The sequence below is a fragment of the Catellatospora sp. NPDC049133 genome (assembly GCF_040648455.1).
GTDB lineage: Bacteria > Actinomycetota > Actinomycetes > Mycobacteriales > Micromonosporaceae > Catellatospora > Catellatospora aurea.
Map to the genome: position 1 here is coordinate 80,480 of NZ_JBEZDT010000008.1, position 18,449 is coordinate 98,928.

At 69.9% G+C, this 18,449-nt stretch carries 18 protein-coding genes and 1 tRNA gene; 8 read left to right on the forward strand and 11 right to left on the reverse strand.

What is annotated here, in order from left to right:
* The first annotated feature begins 77 nt into the window (after window positions 1–77).
* Window positions 78–1,169: a sigma-70 family RNA polymerase sigma factor gene (locus AB0B35_RS11135; RefSeq protein WP_361043539.1), complete on the forward strand. Its 1,092-nt coding sequence runs from the start codon at window positions 78–80 to the stop codon at window positions 1,167–1,169.
* A gap of 48 nt (window positions 1,170–1,217) precedes the next feature.
* Here the strand turns inward: AB0B35_RS11135 and AB0B35_RS11140 are convergent, their stop codons facing one another.
* Complete coding sequence (locus tag AB0B35_RS11140) at window positions 1,218–1,634, reverse strand: hypothetical protein (RefSeq protein WP_361043542.1); 417 nt, start codon at window positions 1,632–1,634, stop codon at window positions 1,218–1,220.
* A gap of 135 nt (window positions 1,635–1,769) precedes the next feature.
* On the opposite strand from AB0B35_RS11140, the gene AB0B35_RS11145 reads away from it, so the two are divergent.
* The 3 genes from AB0B35_RS11145 (at window position 1,770) to AB0B35_RS11155 (ending at window position 3,541) form a co-directional block, all read left to right on the forward strand.
* Window positions 1,770–2,324 carry a hypothetical protein gene (locus tag AB0B35_RS11145; protein WP_361043544.1) on the forward strand — a complete coding sequence of 185 codons (555 nt, stop codon included), beginning with the start codon at window positions 1,770–1,772 and terminating at the stop codon, window positions 2,322–2,324.
* 92 nt (window positions 2,325–2,416) lie between these two features.
* Window positions 2,417–2,905 carry a hypothetical protein gene (locus AB0B35_RS11150; protein WP_361043547.1) on the forward strand — a complete coding sequence of 163 codons (489 nt, stop codon included), beginning with the start codon at window positions 2,417–2,419 and terminating at the stop codon, window positions 2,903–2,905.
* Window positions 2,906–2,920: 15 nt separating this feature from the next.
* Window positions 2,921–3,541 carry a hypothetical protein gene (locus tag AB0B35_RS11155; RefSeq protein WP_361043550.1) on the forward strand — a complete coding sequence of 207 codons (621 nt, stop codon included), beginning with the start codon at window positions 2,921–2,923 and terminating at the stop codon, window positions 3,539–3,541.
* Here the strand turns inward: AB0B35_RS11155 and AB0B35_RS11160 are convergent.
* Window positions 3,467–3,997, reverse strand: a complete 531-nt coding sequence (locus AB0B35_RS11160; protein WP_361043552.1) for a hypothetical protein — start codon at window positions 3,995–3,997, stop codon at window positions 3,467–3,469. The genes AB0B35_RS11155 and AB0B35_RS11160 overlap by 75 nt on opposite strands.
* Before the next feature lie 159 nt (window positions 3,998–4,156).
* Here AB0B35_RS11160 and AB0B35_RS11165 point away from each other — a divergent pair, with 159 nt between their 5' ends.
* Both AB0B35_RS11165 and AB0B35_RS11170 read left to right on the forward strand, forming a co-directional pair.
* Window positions 4,157–4,717, forward strand: a complete 561-nt coding sequence (locus tag AB0B35_RS11165) for a barstar family protein (protein WP_361043555.1) — start codon at window positions 4,157–4,159, stop codon at window positions 4,715–4,717.
* A gap of 225 nt (window positions 4,718–4,942) precedes the next feature.
* A complete protein-coding gene (locus tag AB0B35_RS11170; protein ID WP_361043558.1) occupies window positions 4,943–5,941 on the forward strand; it encodes a hypothetical protein in 999 nt (332 codons plus the stop codon).
* A gap of 142 nt (window positions 5,942–6,083) precedes the next feature.
* On the opposite strand, the gene AB0B35_RS11175 is transcribed toward AB0B35_RS11170, so the two are convergent.
* A tRNA-Arg gene (locus AB0B35_RS11175) sits at window positions 6,084–6,156 on the reverse strand.
* A 132-nt stretch (window positions 6,157–6,288) separates the two neighbouring features.
* Here AB0B35_RS11175 and AB0B35_RS11180 point away from each other — a divergent pair.
* The gene (locus tag AB0B35_RS11180) at window positions 6,289–7,536 is read left to right on the forward strand and encodes an MFS transporter (protein ID WP_361043561.1); all 1,248 of its coding nucleotides are present in this window, start codon (window positions 6,289–6,291) and stop codon (window positions 7,534–7,536) included.
* Window positions 7,537–7,730: 194 nt separating this feature from the next.
* On the opposite strand, the gene AB0B35_RS11185 is transcribed toward AB0B35_RS11180, so the two are convergent.
* From AB0B35_RS11185 to AB0B35_RS11200, 4 genes are all read right to left on the reverse strand, one after another.
* The gene (locus AB0B35_RS11185) at window positions 7,731–8,195 is read right to left on the reverse strand and encodes a DUF4442 domain-containing protein (protein WP_361043562.1); all 465 of its coding nucleotides are present in this window, start codon (window positions 8,193–8,195) and stop codon (window positions 7,731–7,733) included.
* A gap of 146 nt (window positions 8,196–8,341) precedes the next feature.
* Entirely contained in the window at window positions 8,342–9,652 is a 1,311-nt protein-coding gene (locus AB0B35_RS11190; RefSeq protein ID WP_203695653.1) for an ABC transporter ATP-binding protein, read from the reverse strand.
* Between the two features lie 295 nt (window positions 9,653–9,947).
* A complete protein-coding gene (locus AB0B35_RS11195) occupies window positions 9,948–12,128 on the reverse strand; it encodes a bifunctional glycosyltransferase family 2 protein/CDP-glycerol:glycerophosphate glycerophosphotransferase (protein WP_361043565.1) in 2,181 nt (726 codons plus the stop codon).
* Between the two features lie 103 nt (window positions 12,129–12,231).
* The gene (locus AB0B35_RS11200) at window positions 12,232–13,590 is read right to left on the reverse strand and encodes an L-serine ammonia-lyase (RefSeq protein WP_361043567.1); all 1,359 of its coding nucleotides are present in this window, start codon (window positions 13,588–13,590) and stop codon (window positions 12,232–12,234) included.
* A gap of 210 nt (window positions 13,591–13,800) precedes the next feature.
* Between AB0B35_RS11200 and AB0B35_RS11205 the strand changes: the two genes are divergently transcribed.
* A complete protein-coding gene (locus AB0B35_RS11205; protein WP_361043570.1) occupies window positions 13,801–15,381 on the forward strand; it encodes a N,N-dimethylformamidase beta subunit family domain-containing protein in 1,581 nt (526 codons plus the stop codon).
* 2 nt (window positions 15,382–15,383) lie between these two features.
* Here the strand turns inward: AB0B35_RS11205 and AB0B35_RS11210 are convergent, their stop codons facing one another.
* From AB0B35_RS11210 to AB0B35_RS11225, 4 genes are all read right to left on the reverse strand, one after another.
* Window positions 15,384–16,154, reverse strand: a complete 771-nt coding sequence (locus AB0B35_RS11210; protein ID WP_361043573.1) for a DUF4230 domain-containing protein — start codon at window positions 16,152–16,154, stop codon at window positions 15,384–15,386.
* Between the two features lie 108 nt (window positions 16,155–16,262).
* Window positions 16,263–17,423 carry an acyl-CoA dehydrogenase family protein gene (locus AB0B35_RS11215; RefSeq protein WP_361043901.1) on the reverse strand — a complete coding sequence of 387 codons (1,161 nt, stop codon included), beginning with the start codon at window positions 17,421–17,423 and terminating at the stop codon, window positions 16,263–16,265.
* A 32-nt stretch (window positions 17,424–17,455) separates the two neighbouring features.
* Window positions 17,456–17,749, reverse strand: a complete 294-nt coding sequence (locus AB0B35_RS11220; RefSeq protein WP_203695662.1) for a type II toxin-antitoxin system VapB family antitoxin — start codon at window positions 17,747–17,749, stop codon at window positions 17,456–17,458.
* A gap of 38 nt (window positions 17,750–17,787) precedes the next feature.
* On the reverse strand, window positions 17,788–18,447 hold the full coding sequence (locus AB0B35_RS11225; protein WP_361043576.1) for a nitroreductase family protein: 660 nt from the start codon (window positions 18,445–18,447) through the stop codon (window positions 17,788–17,790).
* Window positions 18,448–18,449: the final 2 nt, after the last annotated feature.

Genomic DNA, 18,449 nt, shown 5'->3' on the forward strand with positions numbered 1-18,449 from the left:
ACCCGAGAACCGCGTGCCACTGACGGAAGTCGGCGACCGGCGCAACCTCCCGCCGCCCCGAGGAGTGAGTACAGGACATGACCACCACGGCGTCGACCCCCGCAGCCGAGTTCGAGGGCTTCTACCACGCCCACTTCACCGGCACGGTGCTGCTCGTCTACTCCTTCACGGCGGACATGCCGGCCGCCCAGGACGTCGCCCAGGAGGCGTTCGCGCGGGCCTGGCAGCGCTGGCACCAGGTGTCGGGCTACCACGACCCGCTCGCCTGGATCCGCCGCGTCTCCATCAACCTGACCAACTCCCGCTGGCGCAGGCTGCGCACCGCCCGCTCCTACCTGGAACGGCAGCGCGAGGAGCACACGGCAGAGGTCAGCCCGGACCACGTGGCGGTCGTGGCGGCCCTGCGGCGGCTGCCGAAGAACCAGCGTTCCGCGCTGGTGCTGCACTACCTCGCGGACCTGTCGGTCGAGGACGTCGCCCAGCACCTCGACGCCCCGGTCGGCACGGTGAAATCGTGGCTGCACCGGGGCCGCAGCGCCCTGGCCGGCACCCTCATGCTGGAGACGCCCGAGGTCACCGCGCCGCCGGCGCAGGAGATCCGGGACCGCGGGCAGGCCCGACGCCGCGTACAGCTGGCCGCCGTCACCGCCGGCGCCGCCGTCGTGGTGGCGTTCGTCCTGGCCGTCCTCACCGTGACCGCTCCCACCGCCACGCCGGTCGTGCCGGCCTTGGGGACCAGCCCGTCGGCGGCCCTGCCGCCCGGCTGCCTGCCCGGTCAGATCCCGGTCGACCTCACCCTTCCCGTCTCGGAATCGCAGGTGCTGGTCAACGTCTTCAACGGCACCAAGACGCCCGACCTGGCCGAGAACGTCGCCGCCGACCTCCGCAACCGGAAGATCACCGTCGGCACCGTCGGCGACGAGACCGAGTACCGCGACCTGGTCGCCGTCCTCCGGTACGGACCGGAGAGCGTCGGCGAGGCCCAGCTGCTGAGGGCTTACCTGGTCGTGGAGCCCGTCAAGCTCGAATTCGACCCCCAGCGCGCGACCGCCGACGTCGATCTCGTGGTGGGCGGGCAGTTCAAGCAGTTCGGGACCCCGACCGAGATGCGCCAAAAGATCGCGCAGCTGGGACAGCCGACCCTGCCACCCGGCACCTGCAAGCGCTGACCACACGTACGCGCCCGGCCGGGGGAACACCGGAGGTGTTCCCCCGGCTCAATTGGTCGGCGTTCCGGCGAAGCGATCACCGAGTACGGACGGCAGAACGTCGGCGAGGATTCCGTACGCCGGGTCCCGGGTCAGCCAGAGCAGCTTGTGGCGCGACCCGTCGCGCAGCACCAGCCGCAGGCCGTCTGCGGTAACCCCGCTGACCAGGCGTGCGCCGGCCACGGACTCGAAGGTGACGACCTTGTTCGTCGCATGCTCGGCCAGGACGCGGGTGAGGGCGGCCTCGGGAAACTCGGCGCGGGGCAGGGGCACGGCGACCGTCGGCCCCAATCCGTTCGCCCTCGACGCCGCCTTGCTGAGACGCCGTCGCACCAGTCCTGCCGGCGTCAACCACAGCTCGCCGTGAACCCTGTCGAGCCATCCGGTCGTGCAACTCCGGCTGATGCATTCGGCCACGGTGATCACGTGCGGGACACTAGCGCCTTCCATCCGGCTGCGGGGGGGGTGCCAGCGACAGCCGAAATCCCCGCTCTGATGTTCCGGTGTTGCGGTATTTTGCCGCTGCAATGGCTGGTGCCATGACGAACGACAGGAGATCCGGTGCCACAACAACGCCTTCGCGTGCTTGACGTGGTCGAGGTTCGCATCCCGGCGTCGCGCCCGGCGGACGACCTCCCGGAGGCACCTCAGCGCGGGACGGTCACGGAGGTCCGCCAGTACCCGGACGGGCGCTATCGATGCACGGTGTGGAGCGCGGGCGACGAGGTCGCGTGCCTCTACGACGAGGAGCTCCTCGTGGCGACGGGGGATCGGGCAGCGCTCGCGGACTTCGCGCTCCCAGGGCCGTTTCGGGTCCGCGATGAAGTGACCGTTCTTTCCGGCTGCGGCGATCCGGAGATCTCCGGCCGAATCGGCGTGGTCGACGGCAGCCACTGCGAGATCGGCGACCCGCCGTCGGCGGCCATCGGCGTCTGGATCGAGGCCCTGGGTGCGGGCTTCGCCGTCCGCCCACAGGACCTCAGAGCGACGGGGAAACGGATGCCGGCGTCTTCCGCCGGCCCACGGCGCGGCAGCTCGACGCAGGTGACACCTGACGGAAAGATCCGCGGACAGTCCACCTACACGATTGTCGAATCCATCAAGGACGAGCTGTAGGGGCATTACCCGGTGACGACAGCGGGTCTCGAATCCGCCTCAACGGCTCAATCGCTGTGGCACCTGGTGTCCTCGTCGCCCAGAATTCGGCCGTGGCGTTCTCACTTTTCACTCCCGCAGGCAGCGAGCGCCTGACACCTGACGCACCGCAGCGGCTGTTTACGTTGATGGCGTACTGGATCGGTGTCGTGCTGTCGGTCGCGATGGGGATCAACGTGGTGGTCGATCCGGGGGTGGAACTCGCCGAGGCGTGGATGATGACCCCGTTCGTGGTCATGGCGGTGGTCGCCCAGCAGGCGTTGTCCGTGGGCGTCTTCGCCGGCGAGAGGGCGCTCCATCTGCACGTGGGAAATCAGCCCCTGAAGATTCCGTACGACCGCGTGGAGGCATTCACCATCCGGGCGCACCGGGAGAAGTCCCGGGTGCTGTGGGTGGACCTGCGAGACGGACGGCGCTATCCCACTCCGGCCTTCGTCGGCACCGGCGTCCGGACGGGCATGATCGCGCTGACCGACGCCGAGATGACCGTCTTGCTCGCGGAGTTGACCCGACGGGCGGCCCTACCGCAGCCCACGCCCTGAACCCGGATGCCGTACGTGACCGTCCACCGCACGCGCGCCGCTCAGCTGGCCGGGTTGACCGGCTGGACAGGTCACTGGCCACACCTGCCGAACTGGCGGGCGCTGGAGATCGCTTTCAGCCATGCCTTACCAGCTGATTTCAAGAGTTACGCCGAGCTGTTCCCGCCCGGCGCGTTCGGCATGGTGCAAGTGTTCCACCCGTTCGACCCCGAGTTCTTCCTCCTCTGTGACACTCGCGCCTACGTCGAACAACTGATGGCCCGCAACGATGCGGCGAACGACGAACCGGATCTCCCCCGGTTCGGCAACCAGCCCGGCGAGCTGTTCGCGTGGGGCACGGTCAACGGCGCGTACGAGCTGTGCTGGGAGATCACCGCCGCCGACCCGGACACCTGGACCTGCGTCGTGGCCGACATCCCGATGCGCTCGGTGGAGCGCTACGACGGCGGGATGCTCGAACTGCTGCTGGACGTGCTCGGCGGTGCTCCTGGGCGGATTCCGGCGCTCGCCTACCTCCGCGACCTCGTGCCGATGCCTTTCGGCCAGTACGGCACGAGCAGTTCAGTTCTGCTGCTTCAGCCTGGCGAGGTGGTCCCCCCAGGCCCACTCGGCGTTGCCCTCCATGAACCAGCCTGACCGCCGCAGCGGGATGTCTGCCGCCTCGATGTGGGCCAGGCAGAGCGCACGGCGGCCGTGTGTCATCGCGCGCCAGGCGCAGTCCGCCACTGTGTCGAGCAGGGTCATGGCATCGCTGTATCGGCGCGCGGCGTAGACGCCGAATGCCTTGAGCACAAGGACGACCCCGGTGGCCTCAACAGGAGCGTCTGCGAGGATCCCGCCCACCGATCCGCCGAGGCACTGCCAGCAGCTGTCGGACGGGCAGTCGTTCCATGACATCGCGGTCAGGTCGCGGAACATGTGTGCGGAGATCAGCCAAGAGGCCTCGATCTCGATGAGGTGGTATCCCTCGCCACGCAGCCAGCCCATCACGTCCGCCAGCACATCGGCGGTACCGACCCGGGCGATGGGGGACTGCGTCAGCAGGCGGTAGTCGAGACGGTGCCTGTCCCGCTCATGGTCGAAGGCGGCCATCCGCACAGGATGCCCGCCGGGTCCGGCGACCCGCACGCGAATTAAGGGACGAGAGGTGGCGATCGTTGATCAGTGGTCTGACCCGGTGTCCCCGGCGGGAATCGAACCCGCGACCTGCGGTCCGGCTACGGCCAGTACGCCTCATGTGAGGATCCGGGTATGAACGCCTTCACGCTCACCGAGCGCCGACCGCCGTGGGTCGTCTTCACTCTCGAAGCCGACCCCTGGGTAGGTGTCGAAACGGCCAAGCTTCAGGCGCAGGGCGGGCGTGTGTTCCGGCTGGACGGCCACGAGTTGCGAGAACCGGCCTCGCTCTTCGCCGCCTTCGCTCGCGAGCTGTCCTTTCCTGGATACTTCGGCCACAACTGGCATGCGCTGGTGGACTGTCTGCACGACTGGCACGGCCACGGCAGCGATACGAGGGACATCGCCGTGCTCATCGACAACGCCGACGATCTGCACGGAGTCAGTTTCCTGGGCATCTTCGTCGCCGTGCTCTGCGACGCGGCGTGGAGGGCGAACTATCAGCTCGACTCCGACGGAATCCCCAACGAGTGGTGGTCGCCGTTCACCCTGCACTTCGTCTTTCTCCTAGGCGAGACCCAGCCCGACGCCTTCGCTGAAGCTGTGGCGAGCGACCCAGACAACAGAGTGACCGTTCAGAACGGCCGCCTGACCGTGACGCTCGGCGAAGACTGGCCGACCCCGGACATCGACTAGGCAGTTCGGCTGCTTTCGGATGCATGATCAGGCTGGCGTCGCGGGCCGTCAGCAGATTGATCTGAGAAGTGCCCTGGCTCTGAACCTACGGACTAATGGCAGTACGGTCGAGGAAGGGCGGTTACGAACCCGGGCGCGTGACGCGGCGCGATGAAGGGCAACGGTGGTTGGCTGCGTTGCTGTACTCCGCTGCTGTATCGCGGCCAGCCGCGTTAGGTTGTCGCTGTGGAACGCGACACGGCTGATGTGACTGTGGGTGGCCTGCTGAAGGCATCCGGCGTTGTGGAGGTCAGCTCGCCACTCGATGTCGCCGCCCTCAAACAAGATCTTCCAGCCGCCCACTTGATCCAGTTCAACGATCCCCTGACAGATGACGACTTCGGGGCGCTGGGAGAGCTGACGCGAAGCTTTCCCGACGTCGAACTGCGGGCCTACGGCGTCTACGGGCCGGTGAGCCTCGATTTCCTCCGCCACCTCCCCCATCTGCGTCGCCTGAGCTTGGACCAGCACTGTCTCACCGACGTTTCAGCACTGAGCGAACTGCTGCCGGATCTCCAATCACTCGTCCTCGGCGAGACGCACGGGATGGTCGATCTGCGCCCACTCCGGCTGCGTGGGCTGCGCAGACTGGGAGTGGCGGGGCATCGAAGAGGACTCGCCGAGCTGGTCAACGGCAATCCGGATCTTCGATCGTTGTCGCTGCGAGGACTCCCGGTGGATCAACTACTGGGAGACGTGGAGCTGCCGAATCTTGAAGAGCTGAACTTGAGACTCGGTTCGATCAACGAGCTGAGCTGGGTGTGCCGATTCCAGGGCCTCAGACAACTCATGCTCTGGAGGGTCCGCGGAGTTGCCGATCTCGATGCGCTCGCGCGGCTGCCAGAACTCAGATGGCTCTGGCTGGACACCCTCAAAGCAGTGGAACGAATGCCGAACTTCTCAGCCTCAAGAAACCTGTTCCGAATCGATCTCGATAATCTGTCCAGCATGCGCACGGAGGATGCGCTGGCGGGCCTTGCTCGGGCAGAAGGCCTGGAAGAGCTCGGCCTGTACCAAGGACGCATACCGGTGACGGCGCTCAGAGCGCTGGTCGGGCATCCGCGGCTGAAGCGCGTCGCGCTCGGGCTCGGCAGTGCGCGCCGCAACCGGGAGGCTTCGACTGTCATAGACCTGCCGAGCCCAATATCGGTCTACGCGTACGCGCAGCGCAACGCCGTCTACTAAGCCGCTACTACGGTTTGGTGGCGATCTGTAAATCCGTCGCGAAAGCTACAACGGCGGCACAGGTGGCCCGCGGCTGCGCATGTCGCCGATCGGCCGACGTGAGTCTTCCCGGTTCGGAAGGGGAAATGCCTGATCATCGAGGTGCCCCCGGCAGGAATCGAACCTGCGACCTGCGGTTTAGGAAACCGTTGCTCTATCCCCTGAGCTACGAGGGCGCGAGTGCACAGTCTAGCGACTGGCGCGACATCTCGCGGTACGAGGTCGTCGGGGCGCTCCGCCGTGTTCTCCACCCTGCTCAAGCCCCTCCCGCTTTACAAACCGTACGTACGTACTGTTGAATCCAGAGCGTGATCAGCAAGCTCCTCCCCGCCCCGGGCACCCCTCGCGTCCTCATGTTCGCCACCCTGGTGAACACCTTCGGCAACGGCGCTTACCTCACCACCAGCGCGCTCTTCCTCACCCGCTCGGTCGGCCTGAGCCCCGCCGAGGTGGCGATCGGCCTGAGCGCCGCCGCCCTGGCCGGCATGGTGCTGACCACCCCCATGGGCTACCTCGCCGACCGCCGAGGCCCGAAGCAGGTGCAGATCGCGGCGCTGATCGTGCTCGCCGCCTGCTTCACCGGCCTGACCCAGGTCCACCACCTCTGGTCGTACGTGCTGATCGCCTGCGTGATCGCCGTCGCCGACGCGACGGTGAAGGCGGCGAACGGGGCGATGATCGCGGGCGCGGTGCCGCCCGGCGAGCGGGTGCGCACCAGGGCCTTCATCAGATCCACGAACAACGCCGGCATCGCGCTGGGCACCCTCGCCGGCGGCCTGCCGCTGCTGCTCGACGTGCGCGCCGGCTACCTGGCCGTGCTGCTGGGCAACGCGGTGACGTTCCTGCTCGCTGCGGCCGTCGTCACCCGCGTCGCGGCCGTGGCACCCGCGTCGGCCCCGTCGGGCAGCCCGCGCATGGTCGCCCTGCGCGATCGCCCGTTCCTGACGTTCGCGCTGCTCGACGGGGTGGTCGCGGCGCTCTACAACGAGGTGCTGAGCCTGGCGCTGCCGCTGTGGCTGGTCGCGTACACGAGCGCGTCCGTCGCGCTGGTCTCCGCGGCGCTGCTGGTCAACACGATCGGCTGCGTGACCCTGCAGGTGTGGGCGTCGCGCGGCACGCACACCGCGGCGGACGCGGTCGGCGTGGCCCGCCGCGGGGCGCTGGTCGTGGCCGCCTCGTGCGTCCTGTTCGGCCTGTCCGCGGGGCGGCCGTCATGGCTGGTCACGGTGCTGGTGCTGGGGGCGTCGGTGGTGCACGTGCTGGGCGAGCTGTGGCTGTCGAGTGCGACCTTCGCGGTCGTCTTCGATCTCGCCCCGGACTGGGCCCAGGGCCAGTATCAGGGCGTCCACCAGACGGGGCGGCAGATCGGCAACATGGTGGGGCCGCCGCTGATCACGGCACTGGTCATCGGCTGGGGCGCGCCGGGCTGGACTGCCCTGGCAGCGATCTTCGCGGCGGCGGGGCTGGTCGCACCACACGTCATCCGCTGGGGTCTGCGCAGCACCACCCGCCACACCTCGGCGGGCACCGTTCCGGCCGTACCCGCGGTCACGTGATCCGGGCGCGCGCCGCCACGACCCGCCTCGACCACGCTTTGATCGTTCGACTTGCCTGGCACCTGTGCGTATCTTGACCGCCCATTCGCACACCTGCCCGGCAAGTCGAACGATCTTGGTGCGCTGCGCGACCACACCAACCCGGCCGGATGCCAGGCTCGGCCGGGAACGGGATGCGCGCCCAGCCGAGAGATTCAGCGGTTCGGGCGCAGGGTCCAGATAATGGTCATCTCGCCGGTGGTCACTCCTGCGGCGTCGGTGATGACGATGTTCACCTCGAACTCGGGCCGCAGTCCGGCATCCAGTTCGGACACCACGTCCGCGGGCGGCCGTGACAGGGTGGCGGTCGCGCTGACCTCGCCTATCGCCAGTTTCTTGTACGCGATCTCCGCGCGCACCGCGAGCGGCGTGGCCCGGTGCAGCTGGTCGCCGAACGCGGCGAGCACGATCGCACCGGAGGCCGTCTCGGCGAGGGTGAACATCGCGCCGGCGTGCGGGCCGCCGACATGGTTGTGCGTGGCGTGGTCGTCGGGCAGCGTGGCGACGGCGCGGACGCCGTCCGCGTCCACGGTGATCTCGGTGAACCGGGTGCCGATGGTGCGCGCGAACGGCACGGTGGCCAGCAGGCCCTCGGCGACGGCGTTGGCGTCGATCGTCATGCCCGCATGTTACCCATCGGTAACTATGCGGGCAAGGCGGAAAGAAAGATCGCCGTCTCGGGTCGAAATCTGCGGTGAGACCCCAGATTTGGACTCGAAACGGCGATCATGAAGCCGCGACGCCCCGGCGGGAACGGGGTGACCCGTCAGCGCCAGCCGACGTCGATCCGGTCACCGCGCTCGTCGAAGAAGTGCAGCGCGTCCATGCGCACGGCGATGGACAACGGGTGGCCCGAGGCGATCTGCGGGTACGGCGCGAGCCGCACCGCCAGCTCGGCAGCCCGCCGGTGGTGGCGGCCCGGATCGGAGAGAACGCTCTCCCGCTCGCGGTGGGACGGCCGCTCGACCACCGATGTCGCCGCGCCGTTGGAGCGGCCCTTCATCCGGTTGATGACGTGGCCGAAGCGGCGCAGCCGGGAGCCGTGCTCCTCGGCCTCGGCCGCGGACCGGCCGATCTCGTCGACCACGACCGCGGTGGCGCCGATGTCCACGAAGGCCAGCGACTCGTGACCGTGGTGCTCCAGGTAGCGGATGCGGCCCTGCAGCACGTCGCCCGGGGTGTCCGGGGCGACCGGCGTGAGGGCCTCGGCCCGTACGCCGATGACGATGCGCTCGCCGTGGAAGTGCGACACGGCGCGGGCGCGGATGTCGTCCCACTTCAGGTACAGCGACTGCTCGCCCAGGTTGAGCTGGACGTAGCGGTCCAGGTGCACGTAGACCGACGCCTCCAGCAGGTTCATGCGCGGGCTGCCCAGGAAGGCCGCCACATAGAGGGTGGCCGGCTTGCCGTACACCTGCGTCGGGGTGCCCACGTCCTGCAGCACGCCCTTGCGCATGATGGCGACCCGGTCGGCCATGGTCAGCGCCTCGGCCTGGTCGTGCGTCACGTACACGGTGCTCACGCCCAGCTCGCGGACCAGGCCGGAGATCTCGGCGCGCAGTTCGGCACGCAGGCCGCTGTCGAGGTTGGACAGCGGCTCGTCCATGAGGAAGAGGCCGGGGCGGCGCACGATGGCACGGCCCATGGCCACCCGCTGGCGCTGGCCGCCGGACAGCTGGCTCGGCTTGCGGCCGAGCACGTCCCCGATGCCCAGGGCGCTGGCCACGTCGGCGACCCGCTCCGCCCGCGGCTCCGGCTCGATGCCGGACAGCCGCAGCGGGAAGCCGATGTTCTCGCCCACGGTCATGTGCGGGTACAGCGCGAAGTCCTGGAAGACCATGGCGATGCGCCGGTCGCGCGGCGGGAGCTGGTTGGCCAGCTGGCCGTCGAGCATGATGGCGCCGCTGCTGGGGTCCTCAAGCCCGGCGACCATGCGCAGCACGGTCGACTTGCCGCAGCCCGACGGGCCGAGCAGCACCATGAACTCCCCGTCGGCCACGTCCAGGCTGACGTTGTCGACCGCTACGGTCCCATCTGGAAAAACCTTGGTGACGTCTTTGAGCGCGACGGTTGTCACCGTCTCCTCCCACAGCCCTCGATCCGGCCCCGAATCTGGACACACTCTCGAAAAATAACCCGTCTTCCTATCGGGTAAACGTTCCATGTTCAGCCGGTCACGGACGTATTACCTTGCCCACCGCACAGTTCACGACGCTGCGAAATCGTCCGCGAACACACCGTGTCTTTTTCGGATGGTGCATTCGGCGAGGTCTGGAGCGGATCACGAGCCAGATCCGGGAAGACCGGTGTCATCCCCGGCGCGGCGCATCCGCCACCAGGCGACCACACAATCGCTTTCAGCAGTTGAATAGTTACTGAACGTGCCGCACGGGGTCAGGGAGTCGCGGCGGGGTGACCTGCTCGCCGAGGAAGACCCGGCGCACCACCCGCTCGGCGGCGTGCCCGTCGTCCCAGGCGCAGAAGCGCTCGCGGAACGCCCTGCGGCGTTCGCGCTGCTCGCCCGCGCGGCCGTCGCGCAGCAGCGACAGCAGTTCCGGCAGGCTGCGGACGACCGGCCCCGGGGCGTGGGCGAGCACGTCGAGTTCGGTGCCGCGGGCCGCCCGGTACTGCGCCCAGTCGGGCGCATAGAGCACGATCGGCCGGTCCAGCACCGCGAAGTCGAACATCGCCGACGAGTAGTCGGTGACCATGATGTCCGCGGCGAGGTAGAGGTCCTCCACCGCGGGATGTCCGGACACGTCCTGCACCTGGTCGCTCGAACCGGACGCGGCGGCCACGTGCCGACCGCGGACCAGGACCCGCCCGTGCGGGCCCAGCGCCGCGGCCAGTGCGGGCGCGTCGAACGCCGGCAGCCGTCCCGGCTCCGGGCGGGACGTGGGCATGTACAGCACGACCGTCTCGTCGGCCGGGATGCCGAGTGCCTCCCGCGCGGCCGCGGACTCGGCCGCGCCGGCCAGGGCCAGCCGGTCGTTGCGGGGGTAGCCGGTCTCCAGCGCCTCGAAGGCGCACGGATACGCCCGGTCCCAGACCTCGGTGCTGTGCGCGTTCGCGCTGACGCTGAAGTCCCAGCGGTCGCACCGGCGCAACAGGGCCGCGAAGTTGTGCCGCGCGCCCGCCGGATAGTGCTGCCCGTCCAGGCCCATCGCCTTGACCGGGGTGCCGTGGTGCGTCTGCAAGTGCACCTGGCCCGGCCGCTTGCGGACGAAGTCCGGGAAGTTCACGTTGTTGACCAGGTACTTCGCCCGGGCGAGCAGCCGATAGTACGGCCGCGAGCCCTCGACCACGTGCGCCGCGCCGGCGGGGACCGCACCGGTCGCGTCCCTGCCGACCACCCACACCCCGCGCATGTGCGGGGCAAGGCCGCGGGCCGCCTGCTCGACCGCTGCCGGGTTGCAGGAGACCTCGCGGTACCAGTACGCCGCGTACCCGGCCAGATTCGGGTCGAGCGGCAGCCGCAGCTGCAGCCGGTAGTAGGCGTGGGCGAGCAGGCCCAGGGCGCCGCGCCCTGGGCGCTCGCGTCGCCCGGTGAGCGCGTCCCGCACCCGGCACTGAGTGCGCCGCACCGCCTGCAGTGCCGTGTAGGAGCGCCAGGCTCGCCGCGACACCAGGCGGTAGCGCAGCCCGTCCGCGCCGCGCGGTGGCGCGAAGCCGCCCGCGGGCACGTAGCGGGCGAACATGTCGGCGGTGCGCAGGAACGAGTGCTTGCGCAGATTCGGCGGCAGCCGGTCCGCGTTGCCGACGGTCTGCATCAGGTGCCAGATCATGCGCGCGAACAGCACCGGCCGCACCGGGTCGGCCCGGCCGCCCTGCCGGTCGATCAGCTCCCAGGCCCGCTCCCAGTGGGTGAAGACCTCCAGGTGCCGGGGGTTCACGGTGCGGGTGATCGCGCCTTGGCGGCGCTGGCGGTAGGCGTAGCAGACCTCCTCCAGCGTGTAGATCCGCTCCGCGCCGACCAGCAGCGGGTACGTCCAGGAGACGTCCTCGTACCAGCCGGGGGCGAACCGCAGGTCGAGCTTGGCCAGCAGGTCCCGCCGGACGATCTTGTTCCATACGGTGTGGATGCTCTTGATCAGCCCCGGGCGGGCCTGCAGATCGGCCCCGTTGGGCCCGACCGCGGCGGCGAGCGTTCGGCGCAGCCTGCTGCGGCGCGGCCGGCCGATCGGGTAGGTGCGCTCGAAGTCCACGATCAGCACGTCCGGAGCCTGCTCGCGCAGCGTCCGCGCGACCTTCTCCAGCGAGCCCGGGGTGAGCGTGTCGTCGGTGTCGACGAACCAGACGTACTCGCCGGTCGCCCGCGCCAGCCCGGCGTTGCGCGCCTCGCCCAGCCCGACGTTCTGCGCCAGGTGCAGCACCTTCACCCGGGGGTCCCGCGCCGCGTACTCGTCGAGGATCTCGCCGCAGTGGTCGGGCGACCGGTCGTCGACCGCGATCAGCTCCAGGTCGCCGAAGCCCTGGTCCAGGATCGAATCGAGGCACTCGCGCAGGTAACCCTGCACCTTGTAGGCGGGCAGGATCAGGCTGAGCAGCGTCACGTCGGCATCGCCCCCCGTGCGGCAGGGCCGGCGCGGGCCCGCGTCCGGTATCGCGTCAACGCTAACAACGCGGGCCGCGCTCAGACGGGTGAATGCGGCTTCCTCAGCACTCGATCACGTTGACGGCGAGGCCGCCGCGTGCGGTCTCCTTGTACTTGACCTTCATGTCGGCGCCGGTCTCCCGCATCGTCTTGATCACCTTGTCCAGGGAGACGAAGTGGTTGCCGTCGCCGCGCATCGCCATCCGGGCCGCGGTGATCGCCTTGACGCTGGCCACCGCGTTGCGCTCGATGCACGGGATCTGCACCAGGCCGCCCACCGGGTCGCAGGTGAGCCCCAGGTTGTGCTCCATCGCGATCTCCGCCGCGTTCTCCACCTGCTCCGGCGTGCCGCCGAGCACCTCGGCCAGCCCGGCCGCCGCCATCGAGCAGGCCGAGCCGACCTCGCCCTGGCAGCCGACCTCGGCCCCGGAGATGGACGCGTTCTCCTTGAACAGCACGCCGATCGCGGCGGCGGTCAGCAGGAACCGGATCACGCCGTCGTCGTTCGCGCCCGGCACGAACCGCGCGTAGTAGTGCAGCACCGCGGGCACGATGCCGGCCGCGCCGTTGGTCGGGGCGGTGACCACCCGGCCGCCCGCGGCGTTCTCCTCGTTCACGGCGAGCGCGAACAGCGTGATCCAGTCCATGACCCGCAGCGGGTCGGTGGTGAAGTGCTCCTTCGACAGGGTGCGGTGCAGCTCGGCGGCGCGCCGGCGCACCTTCAGCCCGCCGGGCAGGGTGCCCTCGACGGTGCAGCCGGTCTCCACGCAGTCCTGCATGACCTGCCAGATGTGCAGCAGCCCCGCCCGCACGTCGGCCTCAGAGCGCCAGGACAGCTCGTTGGCCAGCACGATGTCGCTGATGCGCAGGCCCGTGTCCTTGGCGAGCTGCAGCAGCTCGACGCCCGTCCGGAACGGGAAGCGGACCGGCGTGTCATCCACCTTGATCCGGTCTGCCCCGGCCGCGTTCTCGTCGACCACGAAGCCGCCGCCGACCGAGTAGTAGGTGCGCTCGCGCACGCACGTCCCCGCCGCGTCGAACGCGGCGAACGTCATGCCGTTCGGGTGGTACGGCAGCGAGCGGCGGCGGTGCAGGGTCAGCTCGAAACTCGCGTCCTCGATGTCGAGCAGCCGGACCCGGCCCGCGGCCTTGATCTCACGGAACCGGGCGTCGGCGGTGGCGGTGTCGACCGTCTCCGGGTCGTCTCCGGCGAGCCCGAGCAGCACCGCCTTGTCGCTGCCGTGCCCGTGCCCGGTCGCGCCCAGCGAGCCGAAGAGTTCGGCGCGCACCATGGCCACGCCGCTGAGCAGCCCGTCCGCCTTCAGGCCGGTCGCGAACCGGTTCGCCGCGCGCATCGGCCCGACCGTGTGCGAGCTGGAGGGCCCGATCCCGATCTTGAAGAGGTCGAACACGCTGATCACGGAGGTGCCTTCCGACGCTGGAACGGACGGTCAACAGTAGCTCTACTACCGGGCGGGCCGTCAGCCGAGTACTCTTCGCGGAAACCGGTTCCGCGCCCCCCGACCTCCCCCTCGGCACCCCCGTCCGACGAAATGATCGGCGAACATCTCCACCCGAGCGGACGGTCACCGAGCACGGTCCCGGTGACGTCGCCCCGGGGGAGTTTCGTCATGCCTTCTGTCTCGCGTCGTGCCGCCATCGGGCTGGCCGCGGGTGCCGCCGGTGTGCTGGCCGGCTGCAGCGAAAACCCCGGCAAGCCCAACGGCGCCGGGGTGCCGCAGCAGCGCACCGGCGAACCCGTGATCGCGCCCCCGGTTCCGATGCCCGCCCCGACCCGCACCCAGGCGCCCCGCACCGCCAACCCGATCCCCGCCGAGAACAGCCGCTCCGTGGGCAAGCGCTGGCTCGCCGACGACCCCGGTTTCCGCAGCGCCGACGACGTGCAGCAGCAGATCGCGGCCTACGCCTCGGAGACCAGCGTCGGCCTCGGCGAGTCGATCGACTTCCACGTCCACGTGGGCGACGCCGAGCCGTACCGGATCGAGGTGTTCCGGCTGGGCCACTACGGGGGCACCGGGGCCCGGCACATGATGAGCAGCCCGGTCCTGAACGGCAGGCCGCAGCCGGAGGCGGAACGCGCGGTCAAGACCAACATCGTCTACTGCGACTGGCCGGCGGCGTGGACCCTGAAGGTGCCGGCCGAATGGGTTTCCGGCATGTACGTGGCGGTGTTCACCACCGCCTCGAACCACCGCAGCCACACCGTCTTCGTCGTCCGCGACGAACGCCGCAGCGGCAACCTCTGCGTCGTGCTGCCGTTCTCCACGTACCAGGCCTACAACCCCTGGCCGCGCGACGGCCGCCTCGGGCGCAACCTCTACCAGGGCTACCGGCTCGACGGCGTGCTCGGCAACGAGGAGCGGTCCCGCAAGGTCTCCTTCGACCGGCCCTACAGCGGCTCCGGGCTGCCCTACCTGTTCGACACCGACTACGACCTGATCCAGTGGGTCGAGCGCAGCGGCTACGACGTGACGTACGCCACGAGCGTGGACCTGCATCTCGGGCGGGTCGATCCGCTCCGGCACGCGGGGCTGATCTTCCCAGGGCACGACGAGTACTGGTCGGCGCAGATGCGAGCGGTCACCGAGACCGCGGTGGCCGGCGGGACCAGCCTGGCCTTCCTCGCCGCCAACAACATCTACTGGAACATCCGCTACGAACCCGGCGACGGACGGCCGAACCGGACCATCACCTGCTACAAGAGCATGCAGGAGGATCCGAGCACGCCGACGCGCCAGGCGACCGTCACCTGGCGCTCCCTCGGCCCGCAGGACGCGGAGCAGCGGCTGCTCGGTGTGCAGTACAACGGCGTCGTCGCGAAAACCGCGCCGCTGATCGTGCAGCAGGCCGACCACTGGATGTGGCAGGGCACGGGGGTCCGGGACGGGATGGCGCTCCGCAGGCTGGTGGGTGGCGAGGCGGACGGCCGCGACGCCCGCTTCCCGTTCGCCGACGGCGTGCAGACCCTGCTGACCGCCTCGCCGTACATGACCACGAAGGGCAAGCCCGCCGTGCAGAACACCAGCGTGTACGAGGCCGCCTCAGGCGCGGTGGTGTTCTGCGCGGGCACCTTCAACTGGCCGCTGGCGCTCAACCGCCGGGGCTACCGCGACTCCCGAATCCAGCGCGCCACCGCGAACCTGCTGAACCGCATACTGGGCCCGGCGGGCGCACCCGGCGACCGGGCCTGACATCACGCCCCGTCGAAGATCACCGTCACCGTGGTGAACCCCAGCGAGCGCATCATGCTCTCCAGCATCTTGCGGGTGTTCTCCTCGGCCCGCTGCTGCAGCGTGCTCTTCTTCGCCGCGTCGGCCAGCTCCTGCTCCGCCTTCAGCAGGGTCTCCTGCTGACGGTTGGGGTCGCCGTCGAAGAACTCGCCGACCCGGTTGATCAGGCCGCGCTCCTCGGCGAAGACGTAGCTGCGGTCCAGGTCGAGCTTCGGCTCGGCGACCGTCGGCGGCGGCAGCGTGATCGTCACCGACTTGCGGTCCGGCGACACGACGATCTTGTCGTCGGACACGTTGGCGAAGTCGACGTACGCCTCGACCGTGCCCGCGGCCACAAACAGGGTGCGCTGGTTGAGCAGCCAGTCCGGGATGAACTTGCGGTCCTGCTTGAGGTCGACGATGACCTCGAAGTTGCCCTCGGCGGCGACGAACCGGCTCAGGTCCTTGATCGACAGCAGCAGCGGCGGCTGCGTGTTGTCCGTCGTGCGCTCCGCGAACGGGTTGCTCCACTTCGGGATCAGCCCGGCCGCGGTGAGCCCGAAGTAGCCGCCGGCCAGCAGGCCGAGCACGACCACCAGGCTCAGCAGCGCGCGGGCGAATCCCGACCGGCGCGGTGGCGCGACCGGCTCGTGGTCCTCGTCGTCGGGTCGCTGCCGGGGCAGCGGTTCGGTCGGCCGGGACCGGCCGGGCTTGAACTCCGGCAGGTTCTGCGTCGGCTCGTCGGCGGCGCCCATGTGACGTCTCCTGTCTGACCGCTGGGGTGTACGGACACCACGGTATTACCCGACGCCGACAACAAGCACCCTCTGCGGTCGGACCGATACGCGATATCCGGGAAAGGGTCAGGCGAAGGCGGCGATGCCGGTGAGCCGCTGGCCGAGCACCAGCTGGTGGATCTCCGAGGTGCCCTCGTAGGTCAGCACGCTCTCCAGGTTGTTGGCGTGGCGGAGCACCGGGTACTCCCCGGACACGCCGTTGGCGCCGAGGATGGTGCGGCACTGCCGGGCGATCGCGATGGCCTCGCGCACGTTGTTGAGCTTGCCCGCGCTGACCATCTCCGGACGCAGCCCGCCCCGGTCGGCCGTCCGGCCCAGGTGCAGCGCCAGCAGGAAGCCCTTCTGCAGTTCAAGGGCCATGTCGGCGAGCTTGGCCTGGGTGAGCTGGAAGGCCGCGATCGGCTTGCCGAACTGGGTGCGGGTGCCCGCGTACTCGATCGCGGTGTGCAGGCAGTCGCGGGCCGCGCCCAGCGCACCCCAGACGATGCCGTAGCGGGCCTCGGTGAGGCAGCTCAGCGGGGCCTTCAGGCCGGCCGCGGCGGGCAGGATCGCGTCGGCGGGCAGGCGCACCTCGTCCAGCACGATCTCGCCGGTGGCGCTGGCGCGCAGCGAGAGCTTGCCGGTGATCTCCTTGGCGGTCACGCCGGGCGTGTCCATCGGCACCGCGAAGCCGCGTACGCCCTCGTCGGTGCGGGCCCAGATCACGGCCACGTCCGCCACCGGCGCATTGGTGATCCACATCTTGCCGCCGTGCAGCACCCAGCCGTCGCCGTCGCGGCGGGCCCGGGTGGCCATGTTCGCCGGGTCGGAGCCGTGGTCGGGCTCGGTCAGCCCGAAACAGCCGATCAGCTCACCCTTGGCCATACCGGGCAGCCAGCGCTGCTTCTGCTCCTCGGAGCCGTACTTCCAGATCGCGAACATGGCCAGCGAGCCCTGCACGCTCACCAGCGAGCGCACCCCCGAGTCGGCCGCCTCCAGCTCCAGGCAGGCCAGCCCGTATGCGACCGCGGACGACCCGGCGCAGCCGTAGCCCTCCAGGTGCATGCCGAGCAACCCCAGCGCGCCGAAGTCGCGGGCCAGCTCGCGCACCGGGACGTGGCCGGTCTCGTACCAGCCCGCCACATGCGGGCGCACCTTGTCGTCGACCAGGCGCCGCACCACGGTGCGGATCTGCAGCTCCTCGTCGGTGAGCAGCGAGTCCAGGTCGAGCAGGTCGAGGGGGAGCACCGGAGTCGTCACCGGCTCACCTTAACGGCAATTCAGCTAAGCACCAGAACACGGACGTGGATCTGGTGCCGCTGCTGGAGCGCCGCACGCAGCGCCCGGTGCAGGCCGTCCTCCAGGTACAGCTCGCCCTTCCACTGCACGACGTGCGGGAACAGGTCCCCGTAGAACGTCGAGTCCTCCGCCAGCACCCGGTCCAGTGCCATCTCCAGCTTGATCGTGATGAGCTGGTTCAGCGACACCGGCCGCGGCGGGATCTCGGCCCACTGCTTGAGGGTGTACCCGTGCTCCGGGTACGGCTGCCCGTCGCGCACCGCCTTGAAAATCACGCGCCCTGCCCTCCCTCCGGAAACCGAGTGCGCTCAGCCTAACCGCCGTCGGCGACGTTGCGCGCACCCGGCGACGCCTGCGCCTCTTCGATGGTCGATCCCCAGGTCCCGCGGTGGACCACCTCGTCGAGTGACCTGCGCCCCCGGGCGAGTGACGCCGAGCGGTGGTCGGCCGCCCGGTAGCCCACGCTCACCGCCCCGATCGGGGTGTACTCCGCCGGCACCGCGAACGCCTCCCGGAACGCGTCGAGCCGCTGCGGCGGGATGCCGAAGAAGCACCCGTCCAGGCCCTCGTCCACTGCGGTGAGCAGCATCAACAGCGTGGCCATGCCGGTGTCGACGTGCCAGTACGGCACCAGCCAGCGGGCCTCGTCGCGATCCGTCCAGCCCTTGTCCGCCTCGGCGTACCGGTCCAGGTACGCCGACTTGTTCGACAGCGGCACGATGATCAGCGGCGCGGTGCGCATGTTCACCAGCCAGCGCGTCCGCGCGCCGGGCTGCGGCGACGTCGCCGCCCAGAAGCGCTCGCGCTCGTCCGCCGTCTCCAGCACCAGGAACGCCCAGCCCTGGGCGAAGCCGGCCGAGGGGGCCCGGACGGCATGGCTCAGCAGCCGGTGCACGGCCTGCGCCGGCACCGGCCGGTCGGCGTCGTACCGGCGCACCATCCGGCGGCGGCGCACGACGTCGGCGAACTCCACGC

Bases quoted from the DNA above. Each gene is read 5' to 3' on its own strand.
- AB0B35_RS11210 (WP_361043573.1), bottom strand. From the start codon at position 16,154: ATGGGCGCCGCCGACGAGCCGACGCAGAACCTGCCGGAGTTCAAGCCC.
- AB0B35_RS11135 (WP_361043539.1), top strand. From the start codon at position 78: ATGACCACCACGGCGTCGACCCCCGCAGCCGAGTTCGAGGGCTTCTAC.
- AB0B35_RS11165 (WP_361043555.1), top strand. From the start codon at position 4,157: ATGAACGCCTTCACGCTCACCGAGCGCCGACCGCCGTGGGTCGTCTTC.
- AB0B35_RS11205 (WP_361043570.1), top strand. From the start codon at position 13,801: ATGCCTTCTGTCTCGCGTCGTGCCGCCATCGGGCTGGCCGCGGGTGCC.
- AB0B35_RS11160 (WP_361043552.1), bottom strand. From the start codon at position 3,997: ATGGCCGCCTTCGACCATGAGCGGGACAGGCACCGTCTCGACTACCGC.
- AB0B35_RS11185 (WP_361043562.1), bottom strand. From the start codon at position 8,195: ATGACGATCGACGCCAACGCCGTCGCCGAGGGCCTGCTGGCCACCGTG.